The organism is Streptomyces sp. NPDC021225, assembly GCF_044332865.1.
In the GTDB taxonomy this organism is placed as follows: domain Bacteria; phylum Actinomycetota; class Actinomycetes; order Streptomycetales; family Streptomycetaceae; genus Streptomyces.
The window spans coordinates 1,286,055-1,311,167 of record NZ_JBIRPV010000001.1 but is presented as its reverse complement, the minus strand read 5'-3'; the positions used below and the strand labels follow the sequence as shown (position 1 = coordinate 1,311,167).

24 protein-coding genes are annotated in these 25,113 nt (G+C 72.1%); 11 read left to right on the top strand and 13 right to left on the bottom strand.

Annotated elements, in window-relative coordinates; translation table 11 throughout:
- Nucleotides 1-98: 98 nt before the first annotated feature.
- From ACH4S9_RS06025 to coxB, 3 genes are read right to left on the bottom strand one after another with little or no spacing between them, the layout of a single operon-like run.
- Nucleotides 99-497, bottom strand: coding sequence for a cytochrome c oxidase subunit 4 (locus ACH4S9_RS06025; RefSeq protein WP_311724675.1), 399 nt, complete (start codon nt 495-497; stop codon nt 99-101).
- A complete protein-coding gene (ctaD, locus tag ACH4S9_RS06020; protein WP_311724674.1) occupies nt 494-2,236 on the bottom strand; it encodes a cytochrome c oxidase subunit I in 1,743 nt (580 codons plus the stop codon). Before ctaD ends, ACH4S9_RS06025 begins: the two co-directional genes overlap by 4 nt.
- Complete coding sequence (gene coxB / locus ACH4S9_RS06015; protein WP_385347928.1) at nt 2,233-3,195, bottom strand: cytochrome c oxidase subunit II; 963 nt, start codon at nt 3,193-3,195, stop codon at nt 2,233-2,235. Before coxB ends, ctaD begins: the two co-directional genes overlap by 4 nt.
- A gap of 243 nt (nt 3,196-3,438) precedes the next feature.
- On the opposite strand from coxB, the gene ACH4S9_RS06010 reads away from it, so the two are divergent.
- Nucleotides 3,439-4,872, top strand: coding sequence for a cysteine desulfurase/sulfurtransferase TusA family protein (locus tag ACH4S9_RS06010; RefSeq protein WP_398370083.1), 1,434 nt, complete (start codon nt 3,439-3,441; stop codon nt 4,870-4,872).
- Between the two features lie 113 nt (nt 4,873-4,985).
- Here the strand turns inward: ACH4S9_RS06010 and ACH4S9_RS06005 are convergent, their stop codons facing one another.
- Nucleotides 4,986-5,963, bottom strand: coding sequence for a carbohydrate kinase family protein (locus tag ACH4S9_RS06005; protein WP_398370081.1), 978 nt, complete (start codon nt 5,961-5,963; stop codon nt 4,986-4,988).
- Nucleotides 5,964-6,202: 239 nt separating this feature from the next.
- Between ACH4S9_RS06005 and ACH4S9_RS06000 the strand changes: the two genes are divergently transcribed.
- Nucleotides 6,203-7,705, top strand: a complete 1,503-nt coding sequence (locus tag ACH4S9_RS06000; protein ID WP_398370079.1) for a hypothetical protein — start codon at nt 6,203-6,205, stop codon at nt 7,703-7,705.
- Between the two features lie 90 nt (nt 7,706-7,795).
- On the opposite strand, the gene ACH4S9_RS05995 is transcribed toward ACH4S9_RS06000, so the two are convergent.
- Nucleotides 7,796-8,149 carry an iron-sulfur cluster assembly accessory protein gene (locus tag ACH4S9_RS05995; protein ID WP_311724667.1) on the bottom strand — a complete coding sequence of 118 codons (354 nt, stop codon included), beginning with the start codon at nt 8,147-8,149 and terminating at the stop codon, nt 7,796-7,798.
- Nucleotides 8,150-8,385: 236 nt separating this feature from the next.
- Here ACH4S9_RS05995 and nadA point away from each other — a divergent pair, with 236 nt between their 5' ends.
- Nucleotides 8,386-9,576, top strand: coding sequence for a quinolinate synthase NadA (nadA, locus tag ACH4S9_RS05990; protein WP_358848918.1), 1,191 nt, complete (start codon nt 8,386-8,388; stop codon nt 9,574-9,576).
- A 90-nt stretch (nt 9,577-9,666) separates the two neighbouring features.
- Here nadA and ACH4S9_RS05985 read toward each other — a convergent pair whose 3' ends face one another.
- Genes ACH4S9_RS05985 through ACH4S9_RS05970 form a run of 4 tightly spaced genes read right to left on the bottom strand, consistent with a single transcriptional unit; the run spans nt 9,667 to nt 12,733 of the window.
- Nucleotides 9,667-10,347: a response regulator transcription factor gene (locus ACH4S9_RS05985; RefSeq protein WP_352131716.1), complete on the bottom strand. Its 681-nt coding sequence runs from the start codon at nt 10,345-10,347 to the stop codon at nt 9,667-9,669.
- On the bottom strand, nt 10,344-11,630 hold the full coding sequence (locus ACH4S9_RS05980) for a sensor histidine kinase (protein ID WP_398370076.1): 1,287 nt from the start codon (nt 11,628-11,630) through the stop codon (nt 10,344-10,346). Before ACH4S9_RS05980 ends, ACH4S9_RS05985 begins: the two co-directional genes overlap by 4 nt.
- 29 nt (nt 11,631-11,659) lie before the next feature.
- A complete protein-coding gene (locus ACH4S9_RS05975; protein ID WP_385347917.1) occupies nt 11,660-11,938 on the bottom strand; it encodes a hypothetical protein in 279 nt (92 codons plus the stop codon).
- A 27-nt stretch (nt 11,939-11,965) separates the two neighbouring features.
- Nucleotides 11,966-12,733, bottom strand: coding sequence for a PspA/IM30 family protein (locus ACH4S9_RS05970; protein ID WP_311724662.1), 768 nt, complete (start codon nt 12,731-12,733; stop codon nt 11,966-11,968).
- A 254-nt stretch (nt 12,734-12,987) separates the two neighbouring features.
- Here ACH4S9_RS05970 and ACH4S9_RS05965 point away from each other — a divergent pair, with 254 nt between their 5' ends.
- Complete coding sequence (locus ACH4S9_RS05965) at nt 12,988-13,584, top strand: DUF3043 domain-containing protein (protein WP_311724661.1); 597 nt, start codon at nt 12,988-12,990, stop codon at nt 13,582-13,584.
- Nucleotides 13,585-13,637: 53 nt separating this feature from the next.
- Entirely contained in the window at nt 13,638-14,372 is a 735-nt protein-coding gene (locus ACH4S9_RS05960) for a class I SAM-dependent methyltransferase (protein ID WP_311724660.1), read from the top strand.
- A 26-nt stretch (nt 14,373-14,398) separates the two neighbouring features.
- Here ACH4S9_RS05960 and ACH4S9_RS05955 read toward each other — a convergent pair whose 3' ends face one another.
- Nucleotides 14,399-14,602 (bottom strand): hypothetical protein, encoded by a 204-nt coding sequence (locus tag ACH4S9_RS05955; RefSeq protein ID WP_311724659.1) that lies wholly within the window; start codon nt 14,600-14,602, stop codon nt 14,399-14,401.
- 118 nt (nt 14,603-14,720) lie between these two features.
- Here ACH4S9_RS05955 and ACH4S9_RS05950 point away from each other — a divergent pair, with 118 nt between their 5' ends.
- Nucleotides 14,721-15,920: a bifunctional adenosylcobinamide kinase/adenosylcobinamide-phosphate guanylyltransferase gene (locus ACH4S9_RS05950; RefSeq protein WP_311724658.1), complete on the top strand. Its 1,200-nt coding sequence runs from the start codon at nt 14,721-14,723 to the stop codon at nt 15,918-15,920.
- Nucleotides 15,921-15,932: 12 nt separating this feature from the next.
- On the opposite strand, the gene ACH4S9_RS05945 is transcribed toward ACH4S9_RS05950, so the two are convergent.
- Nucleotides 15,933-16,565, bottom strand: a complete 633-nt coding sequence (locus ACH4S9_RS05945) for an NAD(P)-dependent oxidoreductase (protein ID WP_398370071.1) — start codon at nt 16,563-16,565, stop codon at nt 15,933-15,935.
- On the bottom strand, nt 16,562-17,470 hold the full coding sequence (locus ACH4S9_RS05940; RefSeq protein ID WP_385347905.1) for an EamA family transporter: 909 nt from the start codon (nt 17,468-17,470) through the stop codon (nt 16,562-16,564). Before ACH4S9_RS05940 ends, ACH4S9_RS05945 begins: the two co-directional genes overlap by 4 nt.
- 80 nt (nt 17,471-17,550) lie before the next feature.
- Between ACH4S9_RS05940 and ACH4S9_RS05935 the strand changes: the two genes are divergently transcribed.
- The 3 genes from ACH4S9_RS05935 to ACH4S9_RS05925 are packed head-to-tail and all read left to right on the top strand — an operon-like array spanning nt 17,551 to nt 21,398.
- Nucleotides 17,551-18,441 carry a LysR family transcriptional regulator gene (locus ACH4S9_RS05935; protein WP_311724655.1) on the top strand — a complete coding sequence of 297 codons (891 nt, stop codon included), beginning with the start codon at nt 17,551-17,553 and terminating at the stop codon, nt 18,439-18,441.
- Between the two features lie 49 nt (nt 18,442-18,490).
- The gene (cobT, locus tag ACH4S9_RS05930; RefSeq protein WP_385347945.1) at nt 18,491-19,576 is read left to right on the top strand and encodes a nicotinate-nucleotide--dimethylbenzimidazole phosphoribosyltransferase; all 1,086 of its coding nucleotides are present in this window, start codon (nt 18,491-18,493) and stop codon (nt 19,574-19,576) included.
- A gap of 43 nt (nt 19,577-19,619) precedes the next feature.
- Nucleotides 19,620-21,398: a phosphatidylglycerol lysyltransferase domain-containing protein gene (locus ACH4S9_RS05925; RefSeq protein WP_311724653.1), complete on the top strand. Its 1,779-nt coding sequence runs from the start codon at nt 19,620-19,622 to the stop codon at nt 21,396-21,398.
- A gap of 42 nt (nt 21,399-21,440) precedes the next feature.
- On the opposite strand, the gene ACH4S9_RS05920 is transcribed toward ACH4S9_RS05925, so the two are convergent.
- The gene (locus ACH4S9_RS05920; protein ID WP_311724651.1) at nt 21,441-22,184 is read right to left on the bottom strand and encodes a hypothetical protein; all 744 of its coding nucleotides are present in this window, start codon (nt 22,182-22,184) and stop codon (nt 21,441-21,443) included.
- A 33-nt stretch (nt 22,185-22,217) separates the two neighbouring features.
- Here ACH4S9_RS05920 and ACH4S9_RS05915 point away from each other — a divergent pair, with 33 nt between their 5' ends.
- Nucleotides 22,218-23,174, top strand: a complete 957-nt coding sequence (locus tag ACH4S9_RS05915; protein WP_398370068.1) for an adenosylcobinamide-GDP ribazoletransferase — start codon at nt 22,218-22,220, stop codon at nt 23,172-23,174.
- A gap of 288 nt (nt 23,175-23,462) precedes the next feature.
- Nucleotides 23,463-25,001 carry a leucyl aminopeptidase gene (locus ACH4S9_RS05910; protein WP_311729980.1) on the top strand — a complete coding sequence of 513 codons (1,539 nt, stop codon included), beginning with the start codon at nt 23,463-23,465 and terminating at the stop codon, nt 24,999-25,001.
- Nucleotides 25,002-25,113 lie beyond the last annotated feature (112 nt).

Sequence of the window (25,113 nt, the reverse complement as noted above, 5' to 3'; positions counted from 1 at the left end):
ACGGCACGGGGAAACGACGCAGCGGGGCCCGGACACCTGGAGAAGGTGTCCGGGCCCCGCTCGGGCCCCGGCTCAGCGGGACCCCGGTGGCCTGTCGGTCACTGGTTCTGGTTCTCGCCGCGGTAGTACTCGAACACCCAGCCGAAGAGGCCGATCAGGATGATCGGGGTCGAGAAGTACAGCAGCCACCAGCCGAAGATCACGCCCATGAAGGCCAGGGCGCCACCGACGGCCAGGGAGAGCGGCTGCCAGCTGTGCGGGGAGAAGAAGCCCATCTCACCGGCGTCGTCGGCGACATCGGCGTCCTTGTTGTCCTGCGCCCCGATGTCCACCCGGCGGGCGGTGAAGGCGAGGTAGTAGCCGATCATCACGCTCAGCCCGAAGGCCAGGAAGAGCGCGGTGGTGCCGGCGGGCTCCTTCGACCACACCCCATAGACGATCGCCATGATGAGGATGAAGACGGAGAGCCAGATGAACATCCGGCCTTGGACCTTCACTTGCCGGCCTCCTTGCCACCTGCGAGGGCCTTGTCATCGGACGAGACGGCCCCGTAGTTCTCGAGCTGGTCGAGCGCCGCGATCTCCGGGTGGTGCAGGTCGAACGCCGGGGATTCGGAGCGGATGCGGGGCAGGGTGATGAAGTTGTGCCGCGGCGGCGGGCAGGAGGTCGCCCACTCCAGCGAGCGGCCGTAGCCCCACGGGTCGTCGACCTCGACCTTCTTGCCGTACTTGGCGGTCTTCCAGACGTTGTAGAAGAACGGCAGGATCGACAGACCGAGCAGGAACGAGCTGATGGTCGAGATGGTGTTCAGCGTGGTGAAGCCGTCGGCCGCCAGGTAGTCGGCGTACCGGCGCGGCATGCCCTCGGCACCGAGCCAGTGCTGGACCAGGAACGTGCCGTGGAAGCCGATGAACAGCGTCCAGAAGGTGATCTTGCCCAGGCGCTCGTCCAGCATCTTGCCGGTGAACTTGGGCCACCAGAAGTGGAACCCGGCGAACATCGCGAAGACGACCGTACCGAAGACCACGTAGTGGAAGTGGGCCACCACGAAGTACGAGTCCGAGACGTGGAAGTCCATCGGCGGCGAGGCCAGGATGACACCGGTCAGACCACCGAAGGTGAAGGTGATCAGGAAGCCGATCGTCCACAGCATCGGGGTCTCGAAGCTCAGCGACCCCTTCCACATGGTGCCGAGCCAGTTGAAGAACTTGATACCGGTCGGCACCGCGATCAGGAATGTCATGAACGAGAAGAACGGCAACAGCACGCCGCCCGTGACGTACATATGGTGCGCCCACACCGTCACCGAAAGGCCCGCGATCGAGATGGTCGCGCCGATCAGGGAGATGTAACCGAACATCGGCTTGCGCGAGAAGACCGGAATGATCTCGGACACAATTCCGAAGAACGGCAGCGCGATGATGTACACCTCTGGATGGCCGAAGAACCAGAAGAGGTGCTGCCAGAGCAATGCGCCGCCATTGGCCGCGTCGAAGATATGCGCCCCGAATTTACGGTCCGCCTCCAGGGCGAACAGCGCGGCGGCCAGCACCGGGAAGGCCAGCAGCACCAGCACACCGGTGAGCAGCACGTTCCAGGTGAAGATCGGCATACGGAACATCGTCATGCCCGGAGCGCGCATGCAGATGATGGTGGTGATGAAGTTGACCGAGCCGAGGATCGTGCCGAAGCCGGAGAAGGCCAGACCCATGATCCACATGTCGGCGCCCACACCCGGCGAGCGGACCGCGTCCGACAGCGGCGAGTACGCGAACCAGCCGAAGTCGGCGGCGCCCTGCGGGGTGAGGAACCCGGCGACCGCGATCAGCGAGCCGAACAGGTACAGCCAGTAGGCGAACATGTTCAGCCGCGGGAACGCCACGTCGGGCGCGCCGATCTGAAGCGGCATGATCCAGTTCGCGAAGCCCGCGAACAGCGGCGTGGCGAACATCAGCAGCATGATCGTGCCATGCATGGTGAACGCCTGGTTGAACTGCTCGTTCGACATCAGCTGCGTGCCGGGGCGGGCCAGCTCGGCGCGCATGAACAGCGCCAGAAGTCCGCCGATGCAGAAGAACGCGAACGACGTGACGAGGTAGAGCGTTCCGATCGTCTTGTGGTCAGTGGTGGTCAACCACTTGACGACGACGTTCCCTGGTTGCTTACGGCGCACCGGCAGCTCGTCCGCTTCCGCGGCGGCTGCGGCGGCACCCTGAGGTTCGTTGAGGATGCTCATCGGTTCTTGGTCTCCGCGTTCCTGGCAGCGTCCGTCTGCTCAATGCCCGCCGGGATGTAGCCGGTCTGGCCCTTCTCTGCCAGGTCCGTCAGGTGGTCTCGGTACTCCTTGGGAGAGACGACCTTGACGTTGAAGAGCATCCGCGAGTGGTCCTGGCCGCACAGCTCGGCGCACTTGCCCATGAAGATGCCCTCCTTGTTCGGAGTCACCTCGAAGCGGTTGGTGTGCCCCGGGATGACGTCCATCTTCATCAGGAAGGGGACCACCCAGAACGAGTGGATGACGTCACGGGAGGTCAGGATGAACTGGACCTTCTCACCCTTCGGCAGCCACAGGGTGGGGCCGGGGCTGGGGTTGTCCTTTGTCCACTCGCCCGGGGTGCCCGCCTCGTACACGCCCTCCGCGCCCTTGGGCACGGCCGCGAGCATGCGGTCCGGGATCGAGGCGACTTCCTTGGGGGTCTTCGCGGGCGTGGACAGGTTGCCGTCCACGTTCTCCATGTAGTTGAAGCCCCAGCTCCACTGGTAGCCCACCACGTTGATCACGTGGTCGGGCTTCTTGGAGGTCTTCAGGAGCGCGTTCTCATCGCGCGCGGTGAAGTAGAACAACACCGAGACGATGATGATCGGGACCACGGTGTACAGCGCCTCGATGGGCATGTTGTACCGGGTCTGCGCGGGAACCTCGATCTTGGTCCTGCTGCGGCGGTGGAAGATGACCGCCCACAGGATCAGCCCCCAGACCAGCACGCCCGTGGCGAGCGCAGCCGCCCACGAGCCCTGCCACAGGGAGAGGATCCGTGGCGCCTCTTCCGTGACCGGCTTGGGCATTCCGAGGCGGGGGAAGTCCTTGGATGTGCAACCGGTGGCGGTCGCCAGGACCAAGCCCGCGGCCAGCGCCTGCAGCAGCTTCCGCCGCACCGGGCGCCGCGACGAGCGGTCGGAGCCGTTGGGACTCACGTAGCGCCTTCCCGAGAGTCTCGCCCGCACGGCCGCGGCCGTCTCTCAGGTCGGTCGCCGCCCCGGTGCGGGCAGGGGTTTGGATGTTTATGCGGACCAAACCCTACTGGACGCCATTTAGGGCCGCGCGGGGAGGGTGCCCAACGCGCCGGGGGGCTCCCCGAAGAGGTGGAGGAACCCGTTCGAAGCGGCTTTCAAGAGGCGGAGCAGATACTTCCGCAGACGGGGACTAGCGTTCTGTATGTGCCATATTTCGACGCCGCTTCGTCCGCCCCGCTGCACCCCGTCGCCCGCCAGGCGCTGCTCGCCGCGCTCGACGAGGGCTGGGCCGACCCGGCCCGCCTCTACCGCGAGGGGCGGCGCGCCCGGCTGCTGTTGGACGCCGCGCGGGAGGCGGCGGCCGAGGCCGTCGGCTGCCGCCCCGACGAACTCACTTTCACCCCTTCGGGTACCCGCGCGCTGCACGACGGGATCGCCGGAGCGCTCGCGGGCCGCCGCCGGGCCGGCCGCCATCTGGTCGTCTCCGCCGTCGAGCACTCCGCGGTGCTGCACGCCGCGGCCGCGCACCAGGCGGGCGGCGGCACGGTCGCCGAGGTGCCGGTGGACGGCGCCGGCCGGGTCGCGCCCGGCGCGTACGCCGCCGCCCTGCGCGACGCCCCCGGCCCGACCGCCCTGGCCTGTCTCCAGTCCGCCAATCACGAGGTGGGGACGCGGCAGCCGGTGGCCGAGGCCGCGCAGGAGTGCCGGGCGGCGGACGTGCCGCTGCTGGTCGACGCCGCGCAGTCGCTGGCCTGGGGCGCGGTCGCGGGCGACTGGTCGCTGCTGACCGCGAGCGCCCACAAGTGGGGCGGCCCGCCGGGCGTCGGGCTGCTGGCCGTCCGCAAGGGCGTGCGCTTCGCGGCCCACGGCCCGGCCGACGAACGCGAGTCGGGCCGCGCCCCCGGCTTCGAGAACATCCCGGCCGTCGTCGCGGCCGCGGCCTCGCTGCGTGCCGTACGGGAGGAGGCCGCCGCGGAGGCGGAGCGGCTGCGGGAGCTGGTGGACCGGATCCGCGCCCGGGTGCCTCGGCTGATCCCCGACGTCGAGGTGGTCGGCGACCCGGAGCGGCGGCTGCCCCATCTGGTCACCTTCTCGTGTCTCTATGTCGACGGGGAGACGCTGCTGCACGAGCTGGACCGCGCGGGCTTCTCCGTCTCCTCCGGCTCCTCGTGCACCTCGAGCACCCTGACGCCGAGCCATGTGCTGCGCGCGATGGGCGTGCTGTCCGAGGGCAACGTCCGCGTCTCGCTGCCCCTGGGGACGCGCGAGGAGGACGTGGAGCGCTTCCTCGCCCTGCTGCCGGACCTGGTGAGCCGGGTGCGCGGCCAGTTGGGCGCGCCGCGGCGGGAGGAAGCGGCCACGGCCGGCTCAGGTGTCGCGGGGCCCGCGGGCCCCGCGGGCGGCGGCGAAGAGGCGGAGCTGGTGGTCGACTCGCTCGGCAAGCTCTGCCCGATCCCGGTCATCGAGCTGGCCAAGGTCATCGGGGAGGTCCCGGTCGGCGGCCTCGTCACGGTGCTCGCGGACGACGAGGCCGCCCGGCTGGACATCCCGGCGTGGTGCGCGATGCGCGGCCACGAGTACGTGGGGGAACGCCCGGCCGAGCGCGGCACGGCCTACCGCGTCCGGCGCCGCGCGTAGGCGCCCCAGTCCTCAAGCGCCGGACGGGCTGGCCGGCCCGTCCGACGCTTGAGGACCGGGGTCCGGGGCGGAGCCCCGGCTGTGGGAAGGGGCGGGTAGGGGAAAGCCCCGCCTCAGCCGCCCATGTGGGGCTGGATCTCGGAGGCCGCCTCCTGGCCGTACGCCTTGGCGAAGCGCTCCGTGAAGTGACCGCGCCGCAGCTCGTACTCCTGCGGGCCGAGGGTCTCGATGACCAGTGTGGCGAGCATGCAGCCGACCTGGGCCGCGCGCTCGAGGGAGAGGTCCCAGGCGAGCCCGGCGAGGAAGCCCGCGCGGAAGGCGTCGCCGACGCCCGTCGGGTCCACCTTCGCCTCCTCCTCCGGGCAGCCGACGACGATCGGCTGCTCGCCGGCGCGGTCGATCCGCACGCCCTGCGCGCCCAGCGTGGTGACGCGGGTGCCGACCTTGGCCAGGATCTCGTCCGCCGACCAGCCGGTCTTGGTCTCGATCAGCGCGGCCTCGTACTCATTGGTGAACAGATAGGCCGCGCCCTCGACGAGCAGCCGGATGTCGTCGCCGCCCATCCGCGCGAGCTGCTGCGAGGGGTCGGCCGCGAAGGGGATGGAGCGCGTGCGGCACTCCTCGGTGTGACGGACCATCGCCTCCGGGTCGTCCGCGCTGATGAGGACGAGGTCGAGCCCGCCGACCCGGTCGGCGACGGGCTGGAGCTCGATCTGGCGGGCCTCGCTCATCGCGCCGGTGTAGAAGGACGCGAGCTGGTTGTGGTCGGCGTCGGTGGTGCACACGAAGCGCGCGGTGTGCAGAACCTCGGAGATATGCACGGACTCGGTGTCCACGCCGTGGCGGTCCAGCCAGGCCCGGTAGTCCGTGAAGTCCTTGCCCGCCGCCCCGACCAGGATCGGGCGCAGCCCGAGGACGCCCATGCCGTAGCAGATGTTGGGGCCGACGCCGCCGCGGCGGATGTCGAGGTCGTCCACCAGGAAGGAGAGGGAGACCGTGTGCAGCTGATCGGCGACCAGCTGGTCGGCGAAGCGGCCGGGGAAGGTCATCAGATGGTCGGTGGCGATGGAGCCGGTGACTGCGATACGCACGGCTGGTCTGCTCCTGCGGACGAAGGAGGAAAACGGACGCCTTACGCTATCGGCTCCGTCACCCCCGTACGAACGGATGAAACCCCCCGATAGTAGCCCTTTCCTTACCGCCTGCACGATGCATACGGTGGCCGTTACGGCGCCTGGAGGAACCACGTGCCACTTGGCTCCGTCTCAGCGACGTCCCCCTTGTAAGGGGTGGGACGGTACAGCTTGAGCGGAGCCGAAGGAGCGAAACGGTGAGCACCGACGACACCGACACCCCCAAGACCCCCGAGAGCGAGGATCCCCGGCCGCGGCGCCGTTCGCCACTGGCCGTCGCCTCGGTGGCGGCGGCGGTGCTGGTCGCCGGTGGCGGTGGGGCGTACTGGGCCTCGACCGCCGCGGGCGGCGGTACGCAGGACCCGGGCGCCGCGCAGAAGGACGGCTCGCCCGAGCCGCTCGCGCTGGACGGATACGGATCCGCCGGCCGGCCGGGCGTCGCGCCCGGCGAGCCGAATCCGTACGGCCAGCGGTACAAGGCCGTGGGCAAGCTGCCCGAGGGACCCGACTCGGCGGCGGTATATCGGGCGGGCGACGAAGTCACCAAGGCCGAGGTGGCGCGGCTGGCCAAGGCCCTGGACGTGTCGGGTAGCCCGCGCGTGGACCACGGCGTCTGGCAGGTCGGGGGCGCCAAGGACGCGATGGGCCCGGTGCTCCGGGTGAGCCGGAAGGCGCCGGGCGGCTGGTCGTACACGGCGTACGGGTCGCCCGGCGGCACCTCGTGTGTGGAGGTGCCGGACACCGGCTCGGACCCGCAGTCCTCCGACGCGAAGGGGGACTCCAAGAGCTGCCCCGCGTACCGCGACGGAGCCTCCGGACCCGAGGGCTCCAAGGAGTCCAAGGGGGCCAAAGGGTCCGAGAGCGACTCGGCCGTCTCGGAGCGCAAGGCGGAGCGCGCGGCCCAGCCGGTGCTGGAGGCGCTGGGACTGGACGGCGCGAAGCTGGACTCGACCCAGCTCTACGGCGCGGTGCGGGTGGTGAAGGCGGACCCGGTGCTGGACGATCTGCCGACGCACGGCTGGCAGACGAGTGTGCAGGTGGGCGCCGACGGACAGCTGGTCGGCGGCGCCGGTCTGCTGGCGAAGCCCGAGAAGGACGACACCTATCCGCTGATCGGCGCGGCCGAGGCGATCAAGGGGCTCAACAAGGGCCTCGACAAGGGCGGCGACAGCGGGCCCGCGGAGCCGCAGAAGGCCGAGAAGCCCGAGGAACCCGAGAAGGCCGAGAAGGGCGCCAAGGCCGCCGAGGTCCCGGTACACAAGGCGACCCTGGTCCTCGCGGCGCGCTCGGTGGACGGGCGGCGGGCGCTGGTGCCGTCCTGGCTCTTCCAGGCCGGGCCGTCGGGGAACACGGTCAGCTACCCCGCGGTCGACCCGAAGTTCATCAAGGGGAAGTCCTCCGGCAGCGCCCCGTCCACGGGGACCGGCAGCAGCCGGGTCGACGACATCACCTCGTACAGCGTGTCCGGCAAGACCCTGACGGTGCGCTTCTGGGGCGGGGTGTGCGAGTCGTACTCGGTCTCGGCCGAGGAGTCGGCGTCGCAGGTGAAGCTGGAGATCAAGGGCAAGCGGCTGCACCCGGGCCGACCCTGCATCCTCATCGCCAAGCTGATCGAGAAGAAGGTCGAGCTGGACAAGCCGCTGGGCGACCGCAAGGTCGTGGACGCCAGGACCGGCCAGGCCGTGCCCAAGCGGACGTAGGCTCACGCCGCGCTCGGACGCGCAACGCCGAAGGGGCGGCCCGGCCGGGCCGCCCCTTCGGCGTCTGTTCGCCGCTCCCGAAAAGGCAGCTCAGCTGAAGGAGTCGCCGCAGGCGCAGGAGCCCGTGGCGTTCGGGTTGTCGATGGTGAAGCCCTGCTTCTCGATGGTGTCGACGAAGTCGATCGAGGCGCCGTTCAGATACGGGGCGCTCATGCGGTCGGTCACGACCTTGACCCCGCCGAAGTCCTTGACGACATCGCCGTCGAGGGAGCGCTCGTCGAAGAAGAGCTGGTAGCGCAGGCCGGAGCAGCCGCCGGGCTGGACGGCGACGCGCAGCGCGAGATCATCGCGGCCCTCCTGCTCCAGCAGGCCCTTGACCTTCGACGCGGCGGCGTCGGACAGGATGATGCCCTCGCTCGCGGTGGTCTCGTCCTGAACGGTCATCTGCTTCTCTCCCGGGTCGTACGGACTGCTTGCCGTCGGCTCAACCAACGGCGTCCCGGATTCATTCCGGGGGTGGGCGCTTTTCTCCCGCGCTGTTCATGCTCGCACACGCGGGCGGCGCTCCGGAATGCGTCACATCGACGCGATGGCCATCGTCAAAGTGACATGAAGCGGATATGATAGATAGCGTCATTTTGACGATTAAGGGTCCCCGTGAAGAAAGAAGGGTGCGTGACGTGACCACCGCCCAGCCCCTCGACGTCCAGCCGACACCGCTGGCCCTGCTCCTCCTCGGCCGGGAGGCCGACCCCAGGAGCGAGCGCGGTGTGGAGTGCCCCGGCGACCTGCCCGCGCCCTCCGACCCGGACCTGGTGGCGCGCGCCCGCGCGGCCAAGGCCGAGCTCGGCGACCGGGTGTTCGTGCTGGGCCACCACTACCAGCGCGATGAGGTCATCGAGTTCGCCGATGTCACCGGGGACTCCTTCAAGCTGGCCCGCGACGCGGCCGCCCGGCCGGACGCCGAGTACATCGTCTTCTGTGGTGTCCACTTCATGGCGGAGTCCGCCGACATCCTCACCGGCGACAGCCAGCAGGTCATCCTCCCCGACCTCGCGGCGGGCTGCTCGATGGCCGACATGGCCACCGCCGAGCAGGTCGCCGAGTGCTGGGACGTGCTGACCGAGGCCGGGGTCGCGGGCGCCACGGTGCCCGTCTCGTATATGAACTCCTCCGCCGACATCAAGGCGTTCACCGGCAGGCACGGCGGCACCATCTGCACCTCCTCCAACGCGAAGCGGGCGCTGGACTGGGCCTTCGAGCAGGGGGAGCCCCGGCAGAACAAAGTGCTGTTCCTGCCCGATCAGCACCTGGGGCGCAACACCGCGGTGCGCGAGATGGGCCTGTCCCTCGACGACTGCGTGGTCTACAACCCGCACAAGCCGAACGGCGGCCTGACCGCCGACGAGCTGCGCGCCGCCAAGATGATCCTGTGGCGCGGCCACTGCTCGGTGCACGGCCGCTTCTCGCTGGACTCGGTCAACGAGGTCCGCGAGCGCGTCCCGGGCGTCAATGTCCTGGTGCACCCCGAGTGCAAGCACGAGGTCGTGGCGGCCGCCGACCACGTGGGCTCGACCGAGCACATCATCAAGACCCTGGAGGCCGCGCCGGCCGGGTCGAAGTGGGCGATCGGCACCGAGCTGAACCTTGTCCGACGACTGGCGAATCGTTTCGCCAGTGAGGACAAGGAGATCGTCTTCCTCGACCGCACGGTGTGCTTCTGCTCCACCATGAACCGGATCGACCTGCCGCACCTGGTCTGGTCCCTGGAGTCGCTGGCGGCCGGCAAGGTCGTCAACCGAATCCAGGTCGACAAGGAGACCGAGGCCTACGCCAAGCTCGCCCTGGAGCGCATGCTCGCGCTGCCGTAGTGCGCACAAGGCACAAGGGCCCGGGGTGACAAGCCCCGGGCCCTTGTCCGTTGTCCCTTGTCCCTCGTCGAGGCTGTCCCTCGTCGAGGCTCACGCCCGGGGCCGCACCAGCCCCGTCTCGTACGAGATCACCACCAGCTGGGCCCGGTCGCGGGCGCCGAGCTTGGCCATCGCGCGGTTCACATGCGTCTTGACCGTGAGCGGGCTGACCTCGAGCCGTGCCGCGATCTCGTCGTTGGACAGCCCGCCCGCGACCTGCACCAGCACCTCCCGCTCCCGCCCGGTCAGCGCGTCCAGCCGCGCCGCGTCATACGCGCCCGCCTCCCCGTCCCGCGAGCCGCTCTGCGCCAGGAACTTGGCGATCAGCCCCTTGGTGGCGGCCGGGGACAGCAGCGCCTCCCCCGCCGCCGCGATCCGGATCGCGGCCAGCAGCTCATCGGGCTCGGCGCCCTTGCCCAGAAAGCCGCTCGCACCCGCCCGCAGCGACTCCACGACGTACTCGTCCACCTCGAAGGTCGTCAGCATCACCACCCGGACGTCCTCGAGCCGCGGGTCCTCGCTGATCATGCGGGTGGCGGTCAGCCCGTCCGTGCCGGGCATCCGGATGTCCATCAGCACCACATCGGCGCCGCGGTCGCGGGCGATCTCCACGGCCTCCGCGCCGTCCGATGCCTCGCCGACCACCTCCATATCCGGCTCGGAGTCCACCAGCACCCGGAACGCGCTGCGCAGCAGCGCCTGGTCGTCGGCCAGCAGCACCTTGATCGTCATGAGACCCCTTCGCCCCCTGTTCCCCGTACTCCGCCTCGTTGACGCGACTCCCCCGTCCGCGCCTGCAAGGGCAGTCTCGCCCGGACCCGGAAGCCGCCCTGCGGCCGGGGTCCCGCCTCGCAGCTGCCGCCCAGCGCGGCGACCCGCTCCCGCATCCCGATCAGCCCGTGTCCGCCGCCGGGCTCCTCCGCCGCGGGCAGCTCCTCGGCGCAGGGACCGTCGTCGTCGACGGTGATCAGCAGCACGGCCGAGGTGCGCACGATCCGGACCTGCGCCTTGGCGTCCGGCCCGGCGTGCTTGTGCACATTGGTCAGGGCCTCCTGGACGATCCGGTACGCGGTGAGGTCCGCGGAGGCCGCGAGCGGGCCGAGCCCGTCCCGGGACACCGCCTCCACCTCCACCCGCAGCCCGGCCCGGACGAACCCCTCGACGAGCTGGTCCAGCACCGCCAGCCCGGGGGCCGGCTCGGTGGGCGCGGCCGGGTCGCCGTACTGCCGCAGCAGCCCGACGGTGGCGCGCAGCTCGTCCAGCGCCGAGCGGCTGGCCTCCCGTACATGCGCGAGCGCCTGCTTGGCCTGGTCCGGGCGGCTGTCCATCACGTGGGACGCGACCCCGGCCTGGACGTTGACCAGCGCGATGTGGTGGGCGACCACATCGTGCAGCTCACGGGCGATGCGCAGCCGCTCCTCGGCGACCCGGCGGCGGGCCTCCTCCTCGCGGGTCCGCTCGGCCCGCACCGCCCGCTCCTCGATGGCCGCGATATAGGCGCGGCGGCTGCGCACCGCGTCACCGGCCGCGGCGGCGAGACCGGTCCAGGCGAGGACGGCGAAGTTCTCCTGGGCGTACCAGGGGTGCACCCCGAAGAGCATCGCGGCCCCGGTGAGCAGGGCGACGGTGGCGAGGCCGACCCGCAGCGTGGTGGGCCGGTCGGTGCCGGCGGCGACGGTGCACAGGGCCACCACGGCGCCGAAGACGATCGAGGTGCGGGGCGGCCCGTCCTGGGAGGTGACGATCTCCACCATGGTGATCGCGCCGGTGAAGCCGAGGACGCCGATCGGGAACCGTCGGCGCAGCACCAGCGCGGCGCCGGCCAGCGCGGCCAGCAGCACGAACAGCGGGCCGATCGGATGGCGTCCGGTGTGCGGGCTGGCCGCCGCGCCGATCAGGATCAGCGCGAAGGTGAACACGGCCAGCAGCGTGTCCAGAGCGTGCGGGTGCGCGCACAGCCAGCGGTACGGGCGGGCCAGACCCGGCCCGACGGCGAGGGGAGTCACGACACCCAACGGTAAGCGCTGCACCCCGCGGGCCGGCCTCAGCCCGGGATGAGGCCGTCGTCCCTGAGCATGGCCTGGACCTCCAGGAGCGTCGCGTCGGAGGCCGGCAGGATCAGCTCCGACGGCTCCAGCGCGTCATCGGGCAGCGGCTCGCCCAGCGAGCGCACCGAGCCCAGCAGCGCGGCGAGCGTACGCCGGAAGCCGTCCTCGTCGCCGCTCTGCACCTCGGCGAGCAGCTCGTCGTCGAGCTTGTTCAGCTCGGTCAGGTGGCCGTCGTCCACCCGCACCTGCCCCTCCCCCATGATCCGTACGATCATGACGACCTCCTTCGGGGCCGGGTGGACTTACTTGTCCAGATTGTGGCGGGGCTGCTCCTGCTCCTGCTTCTTCTCCCCGCTCTCGATGGCCTGCTGCGGGGCGCCGCCCGCCAGCTCGGCCTTCATCCGCTGAAGCTCCAGCTCCACGTCCGAGCCGCCGGAGATCCGGTCCAGCTCCGCGGCGATGTCGTCCTTCGCCATGCCGGAGGGGTCGTCGAGCGCGCCGGATGCCAGCAGCTCGTCGAGGGCGCCGGCCCGGGCCTGAAGCTGCGCCGTCTTGTCCTCGGCACGCTGGATCGCCATGCCGACGTCGCCCATCTCCTCGGAGATGCCGGAGAACGCCTCGCCGATCCGGGTCTGCGCCTGGGCCGCGGTGTAGGTGGCCTTGATGGTCTCCTTCTTCGTACGGAAGGCGTCCACCTTGGCCTGGAGCCGCTGCGCGGCGAGCGTCAGCTTCTCCTCCTCGCCCTGGAGCGTCTGGTGCTGGGTCTCCAGGTCGGTGACCTGCTGCTGGAGCGCGGCACGGCGGGAGAGCGCCTCGCGCGCCAGGTCCTCGCGGCCCAGCGCGAGCGCCTTGCGCCCCTGGTCCTGGAGCTTGGCGGACTGCCCCTGCAACTGGTTGAGCTGGAGCTCCAGGCGCTTGCGGGACGTGGCCACGTCGGCGACGCCGCGCCGCACCTTCTGAAGCAGCTCCAGCTGCTTCTGGTACGAGTAGTCAAGGGTCTCGCGCGGGTCCTCGGCCCGGTCCAGGGCCTTGTTGGCCTTCGCGCGGAAGATCATCCCCATACGCTTCATGACACCGCTCATGGGCCTCGCGCGCCCCCTTCTGACGGACTACGGACTACCGGCTCCAGCACATCCAACAGACCCAGCCTACGGGCCCTGCATCCATTACCGCACTGTTCCGACCCGCTCGCGCTCCTCCTCCAGGACGATCGACTCCCCCGGCGCCTCCGGCGCAAGGAGGAGTGGGAGGAGTGGACCGCCGTTGCCGGATCGTTCCCCCTGGGGCTGGGGCCCACACCCGCAAACCCGTACCCTTGGGCTTTGTGTTCCGTAGCCGTTCAAAGGACGAGCAGGCCGCCACCGCCAAGGTGATCGCGGACCAGCCGCAGCAGACCCGTGACCCGCAGGCTCCCAAGGGCCGCCCGACTCCCAAGCGCAGCGAGGCCCAGTCGCAGCGCCGCAGCCTGGCGAACTCGCAGATGAGCCGCAAGGACGCCTCGCGGCGCCAGCGCGAGTCCCGCCGAGCCGACCTGGCGCGCCAGCGCGAGGCGCTGGCCGGTGGCGACGAGCGCTATCTTCCGGCCCGTGACAAGGGTCCGGTGCGGCGCTTCATCCGCGACTACGTGGACTCCCGCTTCCACGTCGCGGAGTTCTTCCTGCCGCTGGCCGTGGTGATCCTGGTGCTCAGCATGATCCAGGCCGGTGCCATGCAGACCTATGTGCTGCTGCTCTGGATGCTGGTCATCCTCCTGATCGTCGTCAACTCGATCGTCCTCTCCTTCCAGCTGAAGCGTCAGCTGCGCAAGCGGTTCCCGGATGAGAGTCTGCGCGGCGCGGTGCCCTACGCGCTGATGCGCACGCTCCAGATGCGCCGACTCCGGCTGCCCAAGCCGCAGGTCAAGCGCGGACAGCGGCCCTGAGCGGGTCCGGTTTCACCGGCGGGGCCGACAGCTGGCTGAGCGGCCTCGGGGGCTTGCGGAACACCGTCCGGCAGGCGCTGGTCGCCCGTCAGCTCGACGAGCGGCTCGCGGCCCACTTCCCGGTGGGCCGCCGGCTGCGCGTGCTCGACGTCGGCCTCGGCCAGGGCACCCAGGCCCTGCGGCTGGCCCGGGCGGGCCACGAGATCACCGGGCTCGAGTCCGACCCGGCGATGCTGGACGCGGTCCGCGATGCCCTGTCGAAGGAGCCCGCGGGCATCCAGGAGCGAGTGCGCCTCATCGAGGGCGACGGCCGCGACACCGGCGCGCACTTCCTGCCGGGCGCCTTCGATGTCGTCCTGTGTCACGGCGTGCTGATGTACGTGCCCGAGCCAGACCCGATGCTCGCCGCCCTGGCCCGGGTCCTGGCGCCCGGCGGCCTGCTCTCGCTCGTAGTGCGCAACGCCGACGCGCTGGCGCTGCGGCCGGGGCTCTCCGGGGACTGGGACACCGCGCTCGCCGCGTTCGACTCCCCCGTCTACACCAACCGCATCGGCCTGTCCGCCCGCGCCGACCGGCGCGAGACGCTGACCACCACGCTCACCGCGATCGGCGCACCGCTGCACACCTGGTACGGCGTGCGGGTCTTCACCGACCTGGCTTCCGACGACGCCCCGGCCCCGGCCCCGGACGACTGGGACCGGCTGCTCGCCGCGGAGGACCGGGCCGGCCGTACCGACCCCTACCGCGCGGTCGCCGCGCTCCTCCACCTGTGCGGGGTGCGCGGCTGAGTCAGCCGCGCACCCTCACCTCACCCCTACTCGGCCCGCAGACTCATCGGCCCGTAGATCTTGGACTCGTCCTCGAACAGGGTCACCTGCTCCGCCCCTCCCTCCAGCAGGGCTCTCCACTCCTCCCCGATCCACGACTCCGCGTCCCCCTGTGTCGTGAACTCATCGGGCTGCACCGCGGGCTTCGTCTCCGTACCGTCGGACTTCTCGAACCGCCATGTCCACACCATGTCCGCCTCCTCCATCCCGCCGGTCACATCATGTCTGCCCCGCAGACTAGGGGACTGATCACTCCCGACGGGGTGACCTGAGCGCGCCCGCCGCATCAGGGCGCGAGACGATCAGGGCGTGGAACTCACTCTCCTGGGCACCGGCGCCCCCGACGGACTGCCCCGCCACGGCTGCCCCTGCGCGGCCTGCGCCGCCGCCGTGGGCGACGAGGCGCGGGCCGCGACCGCACTGCTGATCGACGGCGCGCTGCTGCTCGACCTCACCCCGGGCGCGGCCTTCGCCGCCGCGCGCGCCGGATACTCCCTGACCGGCGTCGTGCAGGTGCTCCTCTCGCACCCCCACGAGGGCCCGGCCGTCGAGTTCCCCGCCGGGCTGCCCGCGCCGGGCCGGGTCCCGGACGGCCGCGAGTTGGCCCTCATCAGCGGCCACCGGGTACGCGCCCTCCCCCTGGACTCCCCCGGCACCGGCTACGAGGTCACCGGCCCCGACTCCACCCGCCTCCTCTATCTCCCGCCCGGCGCGGCCCTCGCCGGCCTGAACGGCCCCGCCGAGCCCTACGACATGGTGCTGCTCGACGTCCTCGGCCGCCCCGGCGCGCTGGCCCAGCTCCGCGCCACGGGGGCGGTCGGCCCGACCACGGACGTCCTCGCCGTCCACCTCGACCACACCGTCCCGCCCGGCCCCGAGCTGCACCGCCGGCTCGCGGCCGCGGGCGCACGGGCCGTGCCGGACGGGGAGACGGTCGTCGTCGGGGAGTACCACGCGGTGCCGGACCTGCCGCGCCGTACGCTCGTCCTGGGCGGCGCGCGCTCCGGCAAGTCCCTGGAGGCCGAACGGCGGCTCGCGGCGCGCCCTGATGTCCTCTACGTGGCCACCGGCGGCACCCGCGACGGCGACCCCGACTGGGCCGCGCGCATCGCCGCCCACCGCGAGCGCCGACCCGGCTCCTGGCGCACCACCGAGACCTGCGACCTGCCACCGCTGCTCGCCCAGGACGGCGGGCCGCTGCTGATCGACTGCCTCGCGCTGTGGCTCACCGACGCGATGGACTCCGTCGGCGCCTGGGACGACGACACCTGGGCCCACGGCGGCAGGCGCGCCCTCCACGAACGCGTCGACGCCCTGATCGCCGCCCTCCGGGCCACCACCCGCACGGTGGTGGCGGTCAGCAACGAGGTGGGCTCCGGCGTGGTCCCGGCCACCGCGTCGGGGCGCCGCTTCCGCGATGAACTCGGCCGTCTGAACGCGGCGTTCGCCGCGGAGTGCGAACAGGTCCTCCTGATCGTGGCCGGCCAGGCCCTCCCCCTCCGCGGCTGAGCCCCGCCGGGCCTAGTAACCAACCGTGAAGTGTTGGTCCTCCCCCGGGTTCTCGAGCTCGTCGAGGACCGCCACGGCGAGGTCTTCGGCCGAGATCCGGGACGTGCCGTCGGCTGTGGCGATGAGCGTGGTGGTGCCGCGTCGGTACGTTCCGGTGCGGTGTCCGGGTTCGAGGACGGCCGGCGGGCTGAGATAGACCCAGTCGGCCGGGTGCGCTCGGCAGGCGTCCAGCTGCGCGTGGCTGGCGGCGGCGATGGCGCGGTACGGCTCCGGCACGTACTCCGGGCTGTCGACGACGAGCCGGTCGGGGCTCCCCGGGAGCCGCAGGGGAGCGGCGCCGCCGACGACGAGGATACGCTTCCCGGCCTTCGCGGCCGCGTCGAGCAGCGCCGTCGTGGTCGGGACGGCGGTGTGTTCGTGCCCGGGGGCGGGACGGGTCGCGGCCACGACCGCGTCGGCGCCGTCGAACAGTGCGCTCATCCGGCCGACGTCGTGCGCGTCGCCCTCGACGGCGGTCACTCCGGCCGGCAGGGCGGCCGGCCGTCCGCTCCGGAACACCGCGACGAGGTCATGGCCCCGGCGCGCGGCTTCGTCGATCACGCGTGAGCCGACCATGCCCGCGGCTCCGACAACAGCGATCTTCATCGAGAGATCCTTTCCGATACGGGTGTTGAAACAGCGTCAGTTGAGCGAGTGGGCGCGGGAAGCTGCCCCGCGACGATCGCGGCGAGGGCGAGGCCGAACCCCACGAGCTGGACCGGGCCGAGGGTCTGACCGAGCAGGGCGGCGCCGAGCGTGGCGGCGACCAGCGGCGAGAGCAGGCCGAGGACCGCGACCGAGGTGACCGGCAGGGTGGCGATGCCCTGGAACCACAGGACGAAGGTGAGCAGACCGCCGACCAGCCCCAGCCACAGATAGCCGAGGGCGGCGGTCAGGTCGATCGCGGGAGGCGCTCCCTCGGCGAGGAAGGTGAGGGGCGCCAGGAACAGCCCTCCGGCGGTGAGTTGCCAGCCGGTGAAGGCGAGGGGGCTGACCCCTTCGGGGCGTCCCCAGCGCTTGGTGAGCGTCACGCCGAGGGCCATCGTGGCCGCGCCGGCGAGGCCGGCGACGATCCCGACGGTGTCGAGCGCCGCGTTCGGCCCGATCACCACCAGGCCGACCCCGACGACGCCCGTCACACCCCAGAACAGGCGCCGGGCGGAGAGGCGCTCGTGGAGCACGGGCACCGCCAGGACGGCGACGATGAGCGGCTGGGCAGCCGACAACGTGGCGGCGACGCCTCCCGGCAGCCGCTCGGCCGCGATGAACAGCAGCGGGAGGAACAGTCCGATGTTCAGCACGCCGAGCGCCGCGGCCTTCCCCCACCAGGCTCCGCGCGGCAGCGTCCGGGTGAACGCCAGCGCGATCAGACCGGCGGGCAACGCGCGCAGGAGCCCCGCGAACAGGGGGTGTCCCGGCGGAAGGAGTTCGGTGGTGACGATGTAGGTCGTGCCCCACACCGCGGGAGCGAGCGCCGTCAGCGCGGTGCGGGGCAGGTCTCGGCTTGTCATGCTTCGCAGTCTCACCGCGGCACGATCGATGAGTCCAACACATGTTTGTCACTTCATCGATCTCGATTCAAGATGGATCCATGGAGCTCCAGCAGATGCGTTACGTCGTCGCCGTCGCCGAGACGAACAGCTTCACCCGGGCCGCCGAGCGGTGCCTGGTCGTGCAGTCCGCCCTCAGCCACCAAATCGCCCGCCTGGAACGGGAACTCGGCGCGAGACTCTTCGAACGCACCAGCCGCCGGGTGCGGCTGACGCCGGCCGGTGAGGCGTTCCTGCCCGCCGCCCGCCAGTGTCTGGGCGCCGCCGAACGCGCGGCCGCCGAGGTCGCCGCGGCAGTCGGCGAGGTACGCGGGCGGCTCGCCGTGGGCCTGATCCCCACCGTCACCGCGGCCGACATCCCGGAGGCGCTGCGCGACTTCCGCGGCCGGTACCCGCAGGTGCGCATCAACCTGCGGGTGGGCGCGAGCGACGACCTGGTCGAGCAGGTCAGGCAAGGGTCCATCGACGTGGCGTTCCTCGGGCTGCCGACCACGGCGCGGCCCCAGGGCGTCGCCGCCCACGAACTCGCCCGCGGCCGGCTCATCGCGGTGGTCGCGCCGGACCATCCGCTCGCCGCCGAACCGGCCGTCGACCTTCGCCGGCTCTCCTCGGAGGTGTTCGTGGACCTGCCCGCCGGAACGGCCGGACGGGCCCAGACCGACCAGGCCTTCTCCGCCGCCGGCCTCGTCCGTGACGTCGCCTTCGAGGTGACCGCCGCCGACTACATCGCCCGGCTCGTCGGGCCTGGCCTCGCCGTGGCCATGCTCCCCGCCGCGTACGCGCCTCAGCTCAGCGGCGTCACCACCATCGAGGTCACCGACGCTCCGGACCGCGTCGAGTACGTCATCTGGAGCCACTCCGGCCGCACACCGGCGGCAACCGCGTTCCTCGGCATTCTCGACATCGCGACGGAAGATCGAGAGGACACATGAACCGAACCACGGGGCCGCCGCGCCGGGTAGGGTTCCGCCCGTGAGCGGTCTGAATCTCGATGACTTCGTCGACCTGATCGAGCGTCCCGACGGCGGTGTCCGGCGCGATGCCGAGGAGCGCCGGGAGCGGCTGGCGGCGCCCCCCGGGGCGCTGGGGCGCCTGGACGAGCTGGGTGAGTGGCTGGCCGCCGCCCAGCAGCGGGTGCCGGTCAAGCCCATCGAGCGGCCGCGCGTCGTGCTCTTCGCCGGCGACCACGGCGTCGCCGAGCTGGAGGTGTCAGCCCGGCCCGCCGGCACCGCCGACCGGCTCGTGCGCGCCGTACTCGACGGCGAGAGCGCCGTGGCCATCCTGGCCCGCCGCTACGGCGTACCCCTGCGCGTCGTCGACATGTCCCTGGACTGCGACCCCGACGAGCTGCCCAAGGAGATCACCCGCCACCGCGTCCGCCGCGGCTCCGGCCGCCTGGACATCGAGGACGCGCTGACCCTCGAGGAGGCCGAGCAGGCCTTCCGCGCGGGCATGGCTATCGCCGACGAAGAGGCCGACGCGGGCACCGACATCGTCGTCCTCGGCGATGTGAGCGTCGGCGGCACCACCGCCGCCGGCACCCTGATCGCCGCGCTCTGCGGCACCGACGCCTCCGTGGTCACCGGCCGCGGCGGCGCGGGCATCGACGACCTCGCCTGGATGCGCAAGTGCGCGGCCATCCGCGATGGTCTGCGCCGCGCCCGCCCGGTCCTCGGCGACCAGCTCCAGCTGCTCGCGACCTGCGGCGGCGCCGACCTCGCCGCGATGACGGGCTTCCTGCTCCAGAGCGCCGTCCGCCACACCCCGGTCATCCTCGACGGAGTCGTCTCCGCGGCGGCCGCGCTCGTCGCGCAGCGCGTGGCGTTCCGCGCGCCCGACTGGTGGCTCGCCGGGCAGAACAGCGGTGAGCCGGCGCAGGAGAAGGCGCTCGACCGGATCGCGCTCACCCCGCTGCTCGACCACGGCGTCACCCTCGGCGAGGGCACGGGGGCGCTGCTCGCCCTGCCGCTCGTCCAGGCGGCCGCGGCGCTCGCGGCGGAGCTGCCCGAGCGGACCGACGCGGCACCCGACGAGGAGACCTCCTCGGCCACCGACGACATAACCTGACCCGCCCACCCCCTTTCATCCCCTCTGCCCATATGCTCACGACATGGGAGAGGTCCGTTCGAAGTCCACAGAGGACGCCCACCGCGGCCGCCCCTGGCCGCGTCGCTCCGCCGCCTTCACCGTCTGGTATCTGCGCGCCGTCACCGCGCTGAACTTCCTCGGCGCGGTGTGGGTGTCCTTCGGCAACGACATCAGGCGCCACAACGTCGACGAGTACTTCACCCCGTACCTCCTCACCGCGGGCTTCTTCTCCGGCGCGTTCTCGATGTTCCTGGCGATCACCATGCGCCGCCGCAAGCGCGCGGCCTGGATCCTGAACCTCGTGCTCGGCGGGCTGACCGTCCCCCTGCTGGCCCTCGCGCTGACCCAGCGGCCCGTCGCCCAGCACCCGCAGAACTGGGTCTCGCTGGGCCTCACCGCCGTCTTCGTGGTCGCGCTGCTCGTCGGGCGCCGCGAGTTCTACGCCAAGGGCGACCGCTCGAACCCGAAGCTCGCGGCCGCCGTCGCCGTCGGCGGGCTGCTGATCGGCTCGCTGCTGGCGGCCGCGCTGGTGACCGTCACCAACACCGCGCCCGACGACTACCGCTCCTCGTTCCTGGACCGCTGGCACTACGGCGTGCTGCGCCTGATCTCGCTCGCGGCCCTGGAAGGCCGCTTCGAGGGCATCGAGACCCCGGGCTGGGCGAATGTGGCCATCAACATCATGAGCACGGGGCTGCTGCTGCTCGTGCTGTACGCCGCCTTCCGCTCCCGCCGCGTCGTCGACCCGATCTCCGCGGAGGACGAACGCGGGCTGCGCGCGCTGCTGGAGCAGCACGGCGACCGCGACTCGCTCGGCTACTTCGCGCTGCGCCACGACAAGAGCGTCATCTGGTCGCCGACCGGTAAATCCGCCGTGACCTACCGGGTGGTGAGCGGCGTGGCGCTGGCCGCCGGCGACCCCATCGGGGACCCGGAGGCCTGGCCCGGCGCGATCGAGCGGTGGCTGGCCGAGGCCCGCGAGCACGGCTGGACCCCGGCCGTGATCGGCGCGAGCGAGGAGGGCGGCACGGTGTACGCGCGGCACGGCCTGGACGCGCTCGAACTCGGCGACGAGGCGATCGTCGACACCGAGGAGTTCACGCTGGAGGGGCGCGCGATGCGCACCGTGCGCCAGGCCTACAACCGGGTCAAGCGCGCGGGCTACACGGTGCGCATCCGCTACCACGAGGACATCCCCGAGGAGGAGATGGCCGAGCTGCTGCGACTCGCCGACGACTGGCGGGACGGCGAGACGGAGCGCGGCTTCTCCATGGCGCTCGGCCGGCTCGGCGACCCCTCCGACGGCCGCTGTGTGCTGCTGGACTGCGCGGACCGCGACGGCAGGCCGCGCGCGATGCTGAGCTTCGCGCCCTGGGGCTCGCACGGGCTCTCCCTGGACCTGATGCGGCGCGACCGGGACTCGGACAACGGGCTGATGGAGTTCATGGTGCTGGAGCTGATCCAGCGGGCGAAGGAGGTCGGCGCCGACCAGATCTCGCTGAACTTCGCGGTGTTCCGGTCCGTCTTCGAGCGCGGGTCCAGGCTGGGCGCCGGGCCGGTCCTGCGGCTGTGGCGCTCGCTGCTCAGCTTCTTCTCCCGCTGGTGGCAGATCGAGTCGCTCTACCGCGCCAACGCCAAGTACCGGCCGATCTGGGAGCCCCGCTATCTGCTCTTCGAGAAGAGCACGGACCTGCCGCGGATCGGCATCGCCGCGGCGCGGGCCGAGGGTTTCCTGGAGGCGCCGGGGCTGCCCAAGTGGCTGAACCGCAAGCACCTGGAGACGACCGCGGCGCGCCGATAGCCGCGAGACCCCGAACCGCGGAGACCGCCGCACCCTTGCCCGTCAGGACCCCGTCTCGGAGAACCCCCCGATCCAGTCCTGCAACCGCCGCCGCACCCCTCTCCAGCGGGTGTCGTGCCGCTCCGCGCGGTTCAGCGCCCGCCGCCGCGTCCGTGGCCTGCGGCGGTAGAAGCGCCGTGCCCAGGGCGACCCCGGCCGGGCCAGCCGGACCGCGCCGACGAGCGCCAGCACCGGCACCAGCACTCCGATCACCGCGGTCCGCGGCTTGCCCTTGGCCAGCGCGAACAGGGCGAACAGGAAGTTGACGCAGACGTTCACGATCACCGCGCCGCGGTCGTGGCGCTCGGCGGCTGACACCTCGTTCACCCCGAACGGCACAAAGCCGCCCAGCACCAGGCCGACCAGCGCCGCGGTGATGACGACGACCTCGACGCTCTGCCGGCCCTGCTCGGTCCAGTACACGTCGTGCAGATGCAGGATCAGCGCGAACTCGTCGAGCACCAGCCCCGCGCCCACCCCGAACACCACCGCCGCGACGTACTCCCAGAAGCCGGCCTGCGCGCCGGCGATCGCGGCGAAGCCGCCGAGGACGGTGAGCACGACGCCGGGGACGACGTGGTGGATGTGCAGCCCGCCGGGGGCGATATTGCGGAACGGCCCCTTGCCGGCCCTGATGAGCCGGGTGATGGTGCGCGTGATCGCGAACGAGAGGATGAACGAGGCCAGGGCGAGGAGCAGCGGCAGCTTGCCCGGTTCGACGATGTTCCGATACCACCAATACCCCATGGCGTCTCAGGGTGCGCGATAGCCTGCGGCGCGATGGACACCACGCCGGAACAGTCCCCCGCACGCCCGCCCGGGCCCCCGCTGCCCGCGCAGCCCCCGCGTCCCCCGGCGCCCACAGACGACCAACCAGCGCCCCCACCACCCCCGCCGACACCACCCACCCCTCCCACCCCTCCCACCCCGCCGAACCCGCCGGACCCGCCGGACCCCCCACGCGCCTCGTGGGAAGACGGCATCCGCTTCGCCTTCGGCACGCTCACCGCCCTCCCCGTACGTGTGACGCGCTGGGATCGCGAGGCGGCGCGCGCGGGGATGCTGTGCGCCCCGCTGGCCGGGCTCACGGTCGGGCTGTGCGCGGCGTCGTTGGGTGCGGCGCTGCTGCTCCTGGGCGGCGGCGCGCTGTTGGCCGCGGTGGGCACGGTCGCGGTGCCCGCCGTGCTGACCCGCGGGCTGCATCTGGACGGGCTGGCCGACACCGCCGACGGCCTCGGCAGCGGCAAGCCGGCGGAGGACGCGCTGCGCATCATGAAGCGGTCGGACATCGGGCCGTTCGGGGTCGTCACTCTGCTGTTCGCGCTGCTCGCGCAGGTGGCCGCGCTGGCCGAGCTGTACGGGGCCGGCTGGGCGCACGGCGCGGTGGCGGCGGCCGCGGCCGGGATGGCGGCGCGGTGCGCGTTGACGCCGGCGGCGCGCGAAGGGGTGCCCGCGGCGCGGCCGGAGGGGCTGGGCGCGGCGGTCGCGGGGGCGGTTCCGTTCGGGCCCGCGCTGGGCGCGGCGGCGGTGACGGTCGTGGTGTGCGCCGTGGGCGGCGCGTCCTTCGGCGCGTACGGGGCGGTGCACCACGCGCTCGCCGTCCTCGCCGCGCTGGGCGCCGCGGAACTCCTCCTGCGCCACTGCCGCCGTCGCTTCGGCGGCGTCACCGGCGACGTCTTCGGCGCGCTCGCCGAGACGGCGGCCACGGCGGCCCTGATCGCCATGGCCCTGGGCTGACCCGTCGTACGGCTCGGCCCCCACGTCCACGGAGTGGACGCCCCGAATCCCGGCCGGGGGCCACCCCCGAACGGGTGCGCGAGAGGGCGCCCGTGCCCGCCCGTACCCGCGAGCCCGCGCGCCGGTGCCGTCGGTGGAGTTACCCTCGCGATGGCCCGCGACAGCCCGCCGCTCGGGCACCTGGTGACCCGCGCATACGATGCCGATGGGCTCGGCCGGCCCGTCCCCGTCTCAGCGGGACACCCCACGTCGGCCGAGGAACTAATCCGGAAGAGGGACCCCATCACCGTGACTTCTCTGACTCTCAGCACCTCCTCCGCCGCGACGCTGCGCGCGGACGCCGTCGTCGTCGGCGTGGCGAAGGGGGCCAAGGGCCCCGTCGTCGCCCCCGGCGCCGAGGCCGTGGACAAGGCCTTCGGCGGGAAGCTGGCCACCGTCCTGGAGACCCTCGGGGCGACCGGCGCGGACGGCGAGGTGACCAAGCTGCCCTCCGCCACCGGCCTCAAGGCCCCGGTCGTGCTGGCGGTCGGACTCGGCGACGCCCCGGCCAAGGGCGACGGTTACGACGCCGAGGCGCTGCGCCGCGCGGCCGGCGCGGCCGCCCGTGCGCTGTCCGGTTCGAAGAAGGGCGCCTTCGCGCTGCCGGTGGCGGACGCGGGGGACGCCGCCGCGGTCGCCGAGGGCGCGCTGCTCGGCGCGTACTCGTACAAGGCCAACCAGAACAACGGCGACGCCAAGAACGCCAAGAACGGCAACAAGAAGAACGGCGCACCGCTCGCCGAGGTCGCCCTGCTCGGCGCCAAGCCGCGCGACAAGGAGTTCAAGGCGGCGGCCGAGCGCGCCATCGCCCTCGCCGCCGAGGTCAACCGCGCCCGCGACCTCATCAACACCCCCTCGAACCTGCTCAACCCCGCCCTCTTCGCCGCCGCCGTGCTGGAGGCGGCCAAGGAGCACGGTCTCAAGACCGAGGTGCTGGACGAGAAGGCGCTGAAGAAGGGCGGCTACGGCGGCATCATGGGCGTCGGCCAGGGCTCGCAGGCCCCGCCGCGCCTGGTCCGGGTCGCCTACTCGCACCCGAAGGCGGAGAAGACCCTGGCCCTGGTCGGCAAGGGCATCACCTACGACTCGGGCGGCATCTCCCTCAAGCCGGCCGGCCACAACGAGACCATGAAGTGCGACATGAGCGGCGCGGCCGCCGTGTTCGCCACGGTGGTCGCGGCCGCGAAGCTGGGCCTGCGGGTCAATGTGACCGGCTGGCTGGCGCTGGCCGAGAACATGCCGTCGGGCTCGGCCACCCGCCCCGGCGATGTGCTGACGATGTACAGCGGCAAGACCGTCGAGGTGCTGAACACCGACGCCGAGGGCCGGCTGGTGCTGGCCGACGCGCTGACCCGCGCCTGCGAGGAGAAGCCGGACGCGATCGTGGACGTGGCGACGCTCACCGGCGCGATGGTGTTCGCGCTGGGCCACCGCACGTTCGGGATCATGGCGAACGACGAGGCGTTCCGTACCTCCCTGCACGAGATCGCGGGGGAGGTCGGCGAGCAGTCCTGGCCGATGCCGCTCCCCGGCGACCTGCGCAAGAGCATCGACTCCCCGGTGGCCGACCTGGCGAACATGGGTGAGCGGATGGGCGGCGGCCTGGTGGCCGGGATCTTCCTCAAGGAGTTCGTCGAGGACGGCGCGGTCTGGGCCCACCTGGACATCGCGGGTCCGGCCTTCAACGAGTCCGGCCCGTTCGGCTACACCCCCAAGGGCGGCACGGGCTCCGCGGTCCGCACCCTGGTGCGGCTGGCCGAGCGTACGGCGGACGGCGACCTGGGCTGAGCCACCACCGGTGCCGAGACCGGCCGGGTCCATGGCGGGCCCGGCCGCTCCGCGCGGGCGCCGCGGATTTCGCCTTAAACGAAATCCGGCCACCCTACGCGGGTAGTACGCG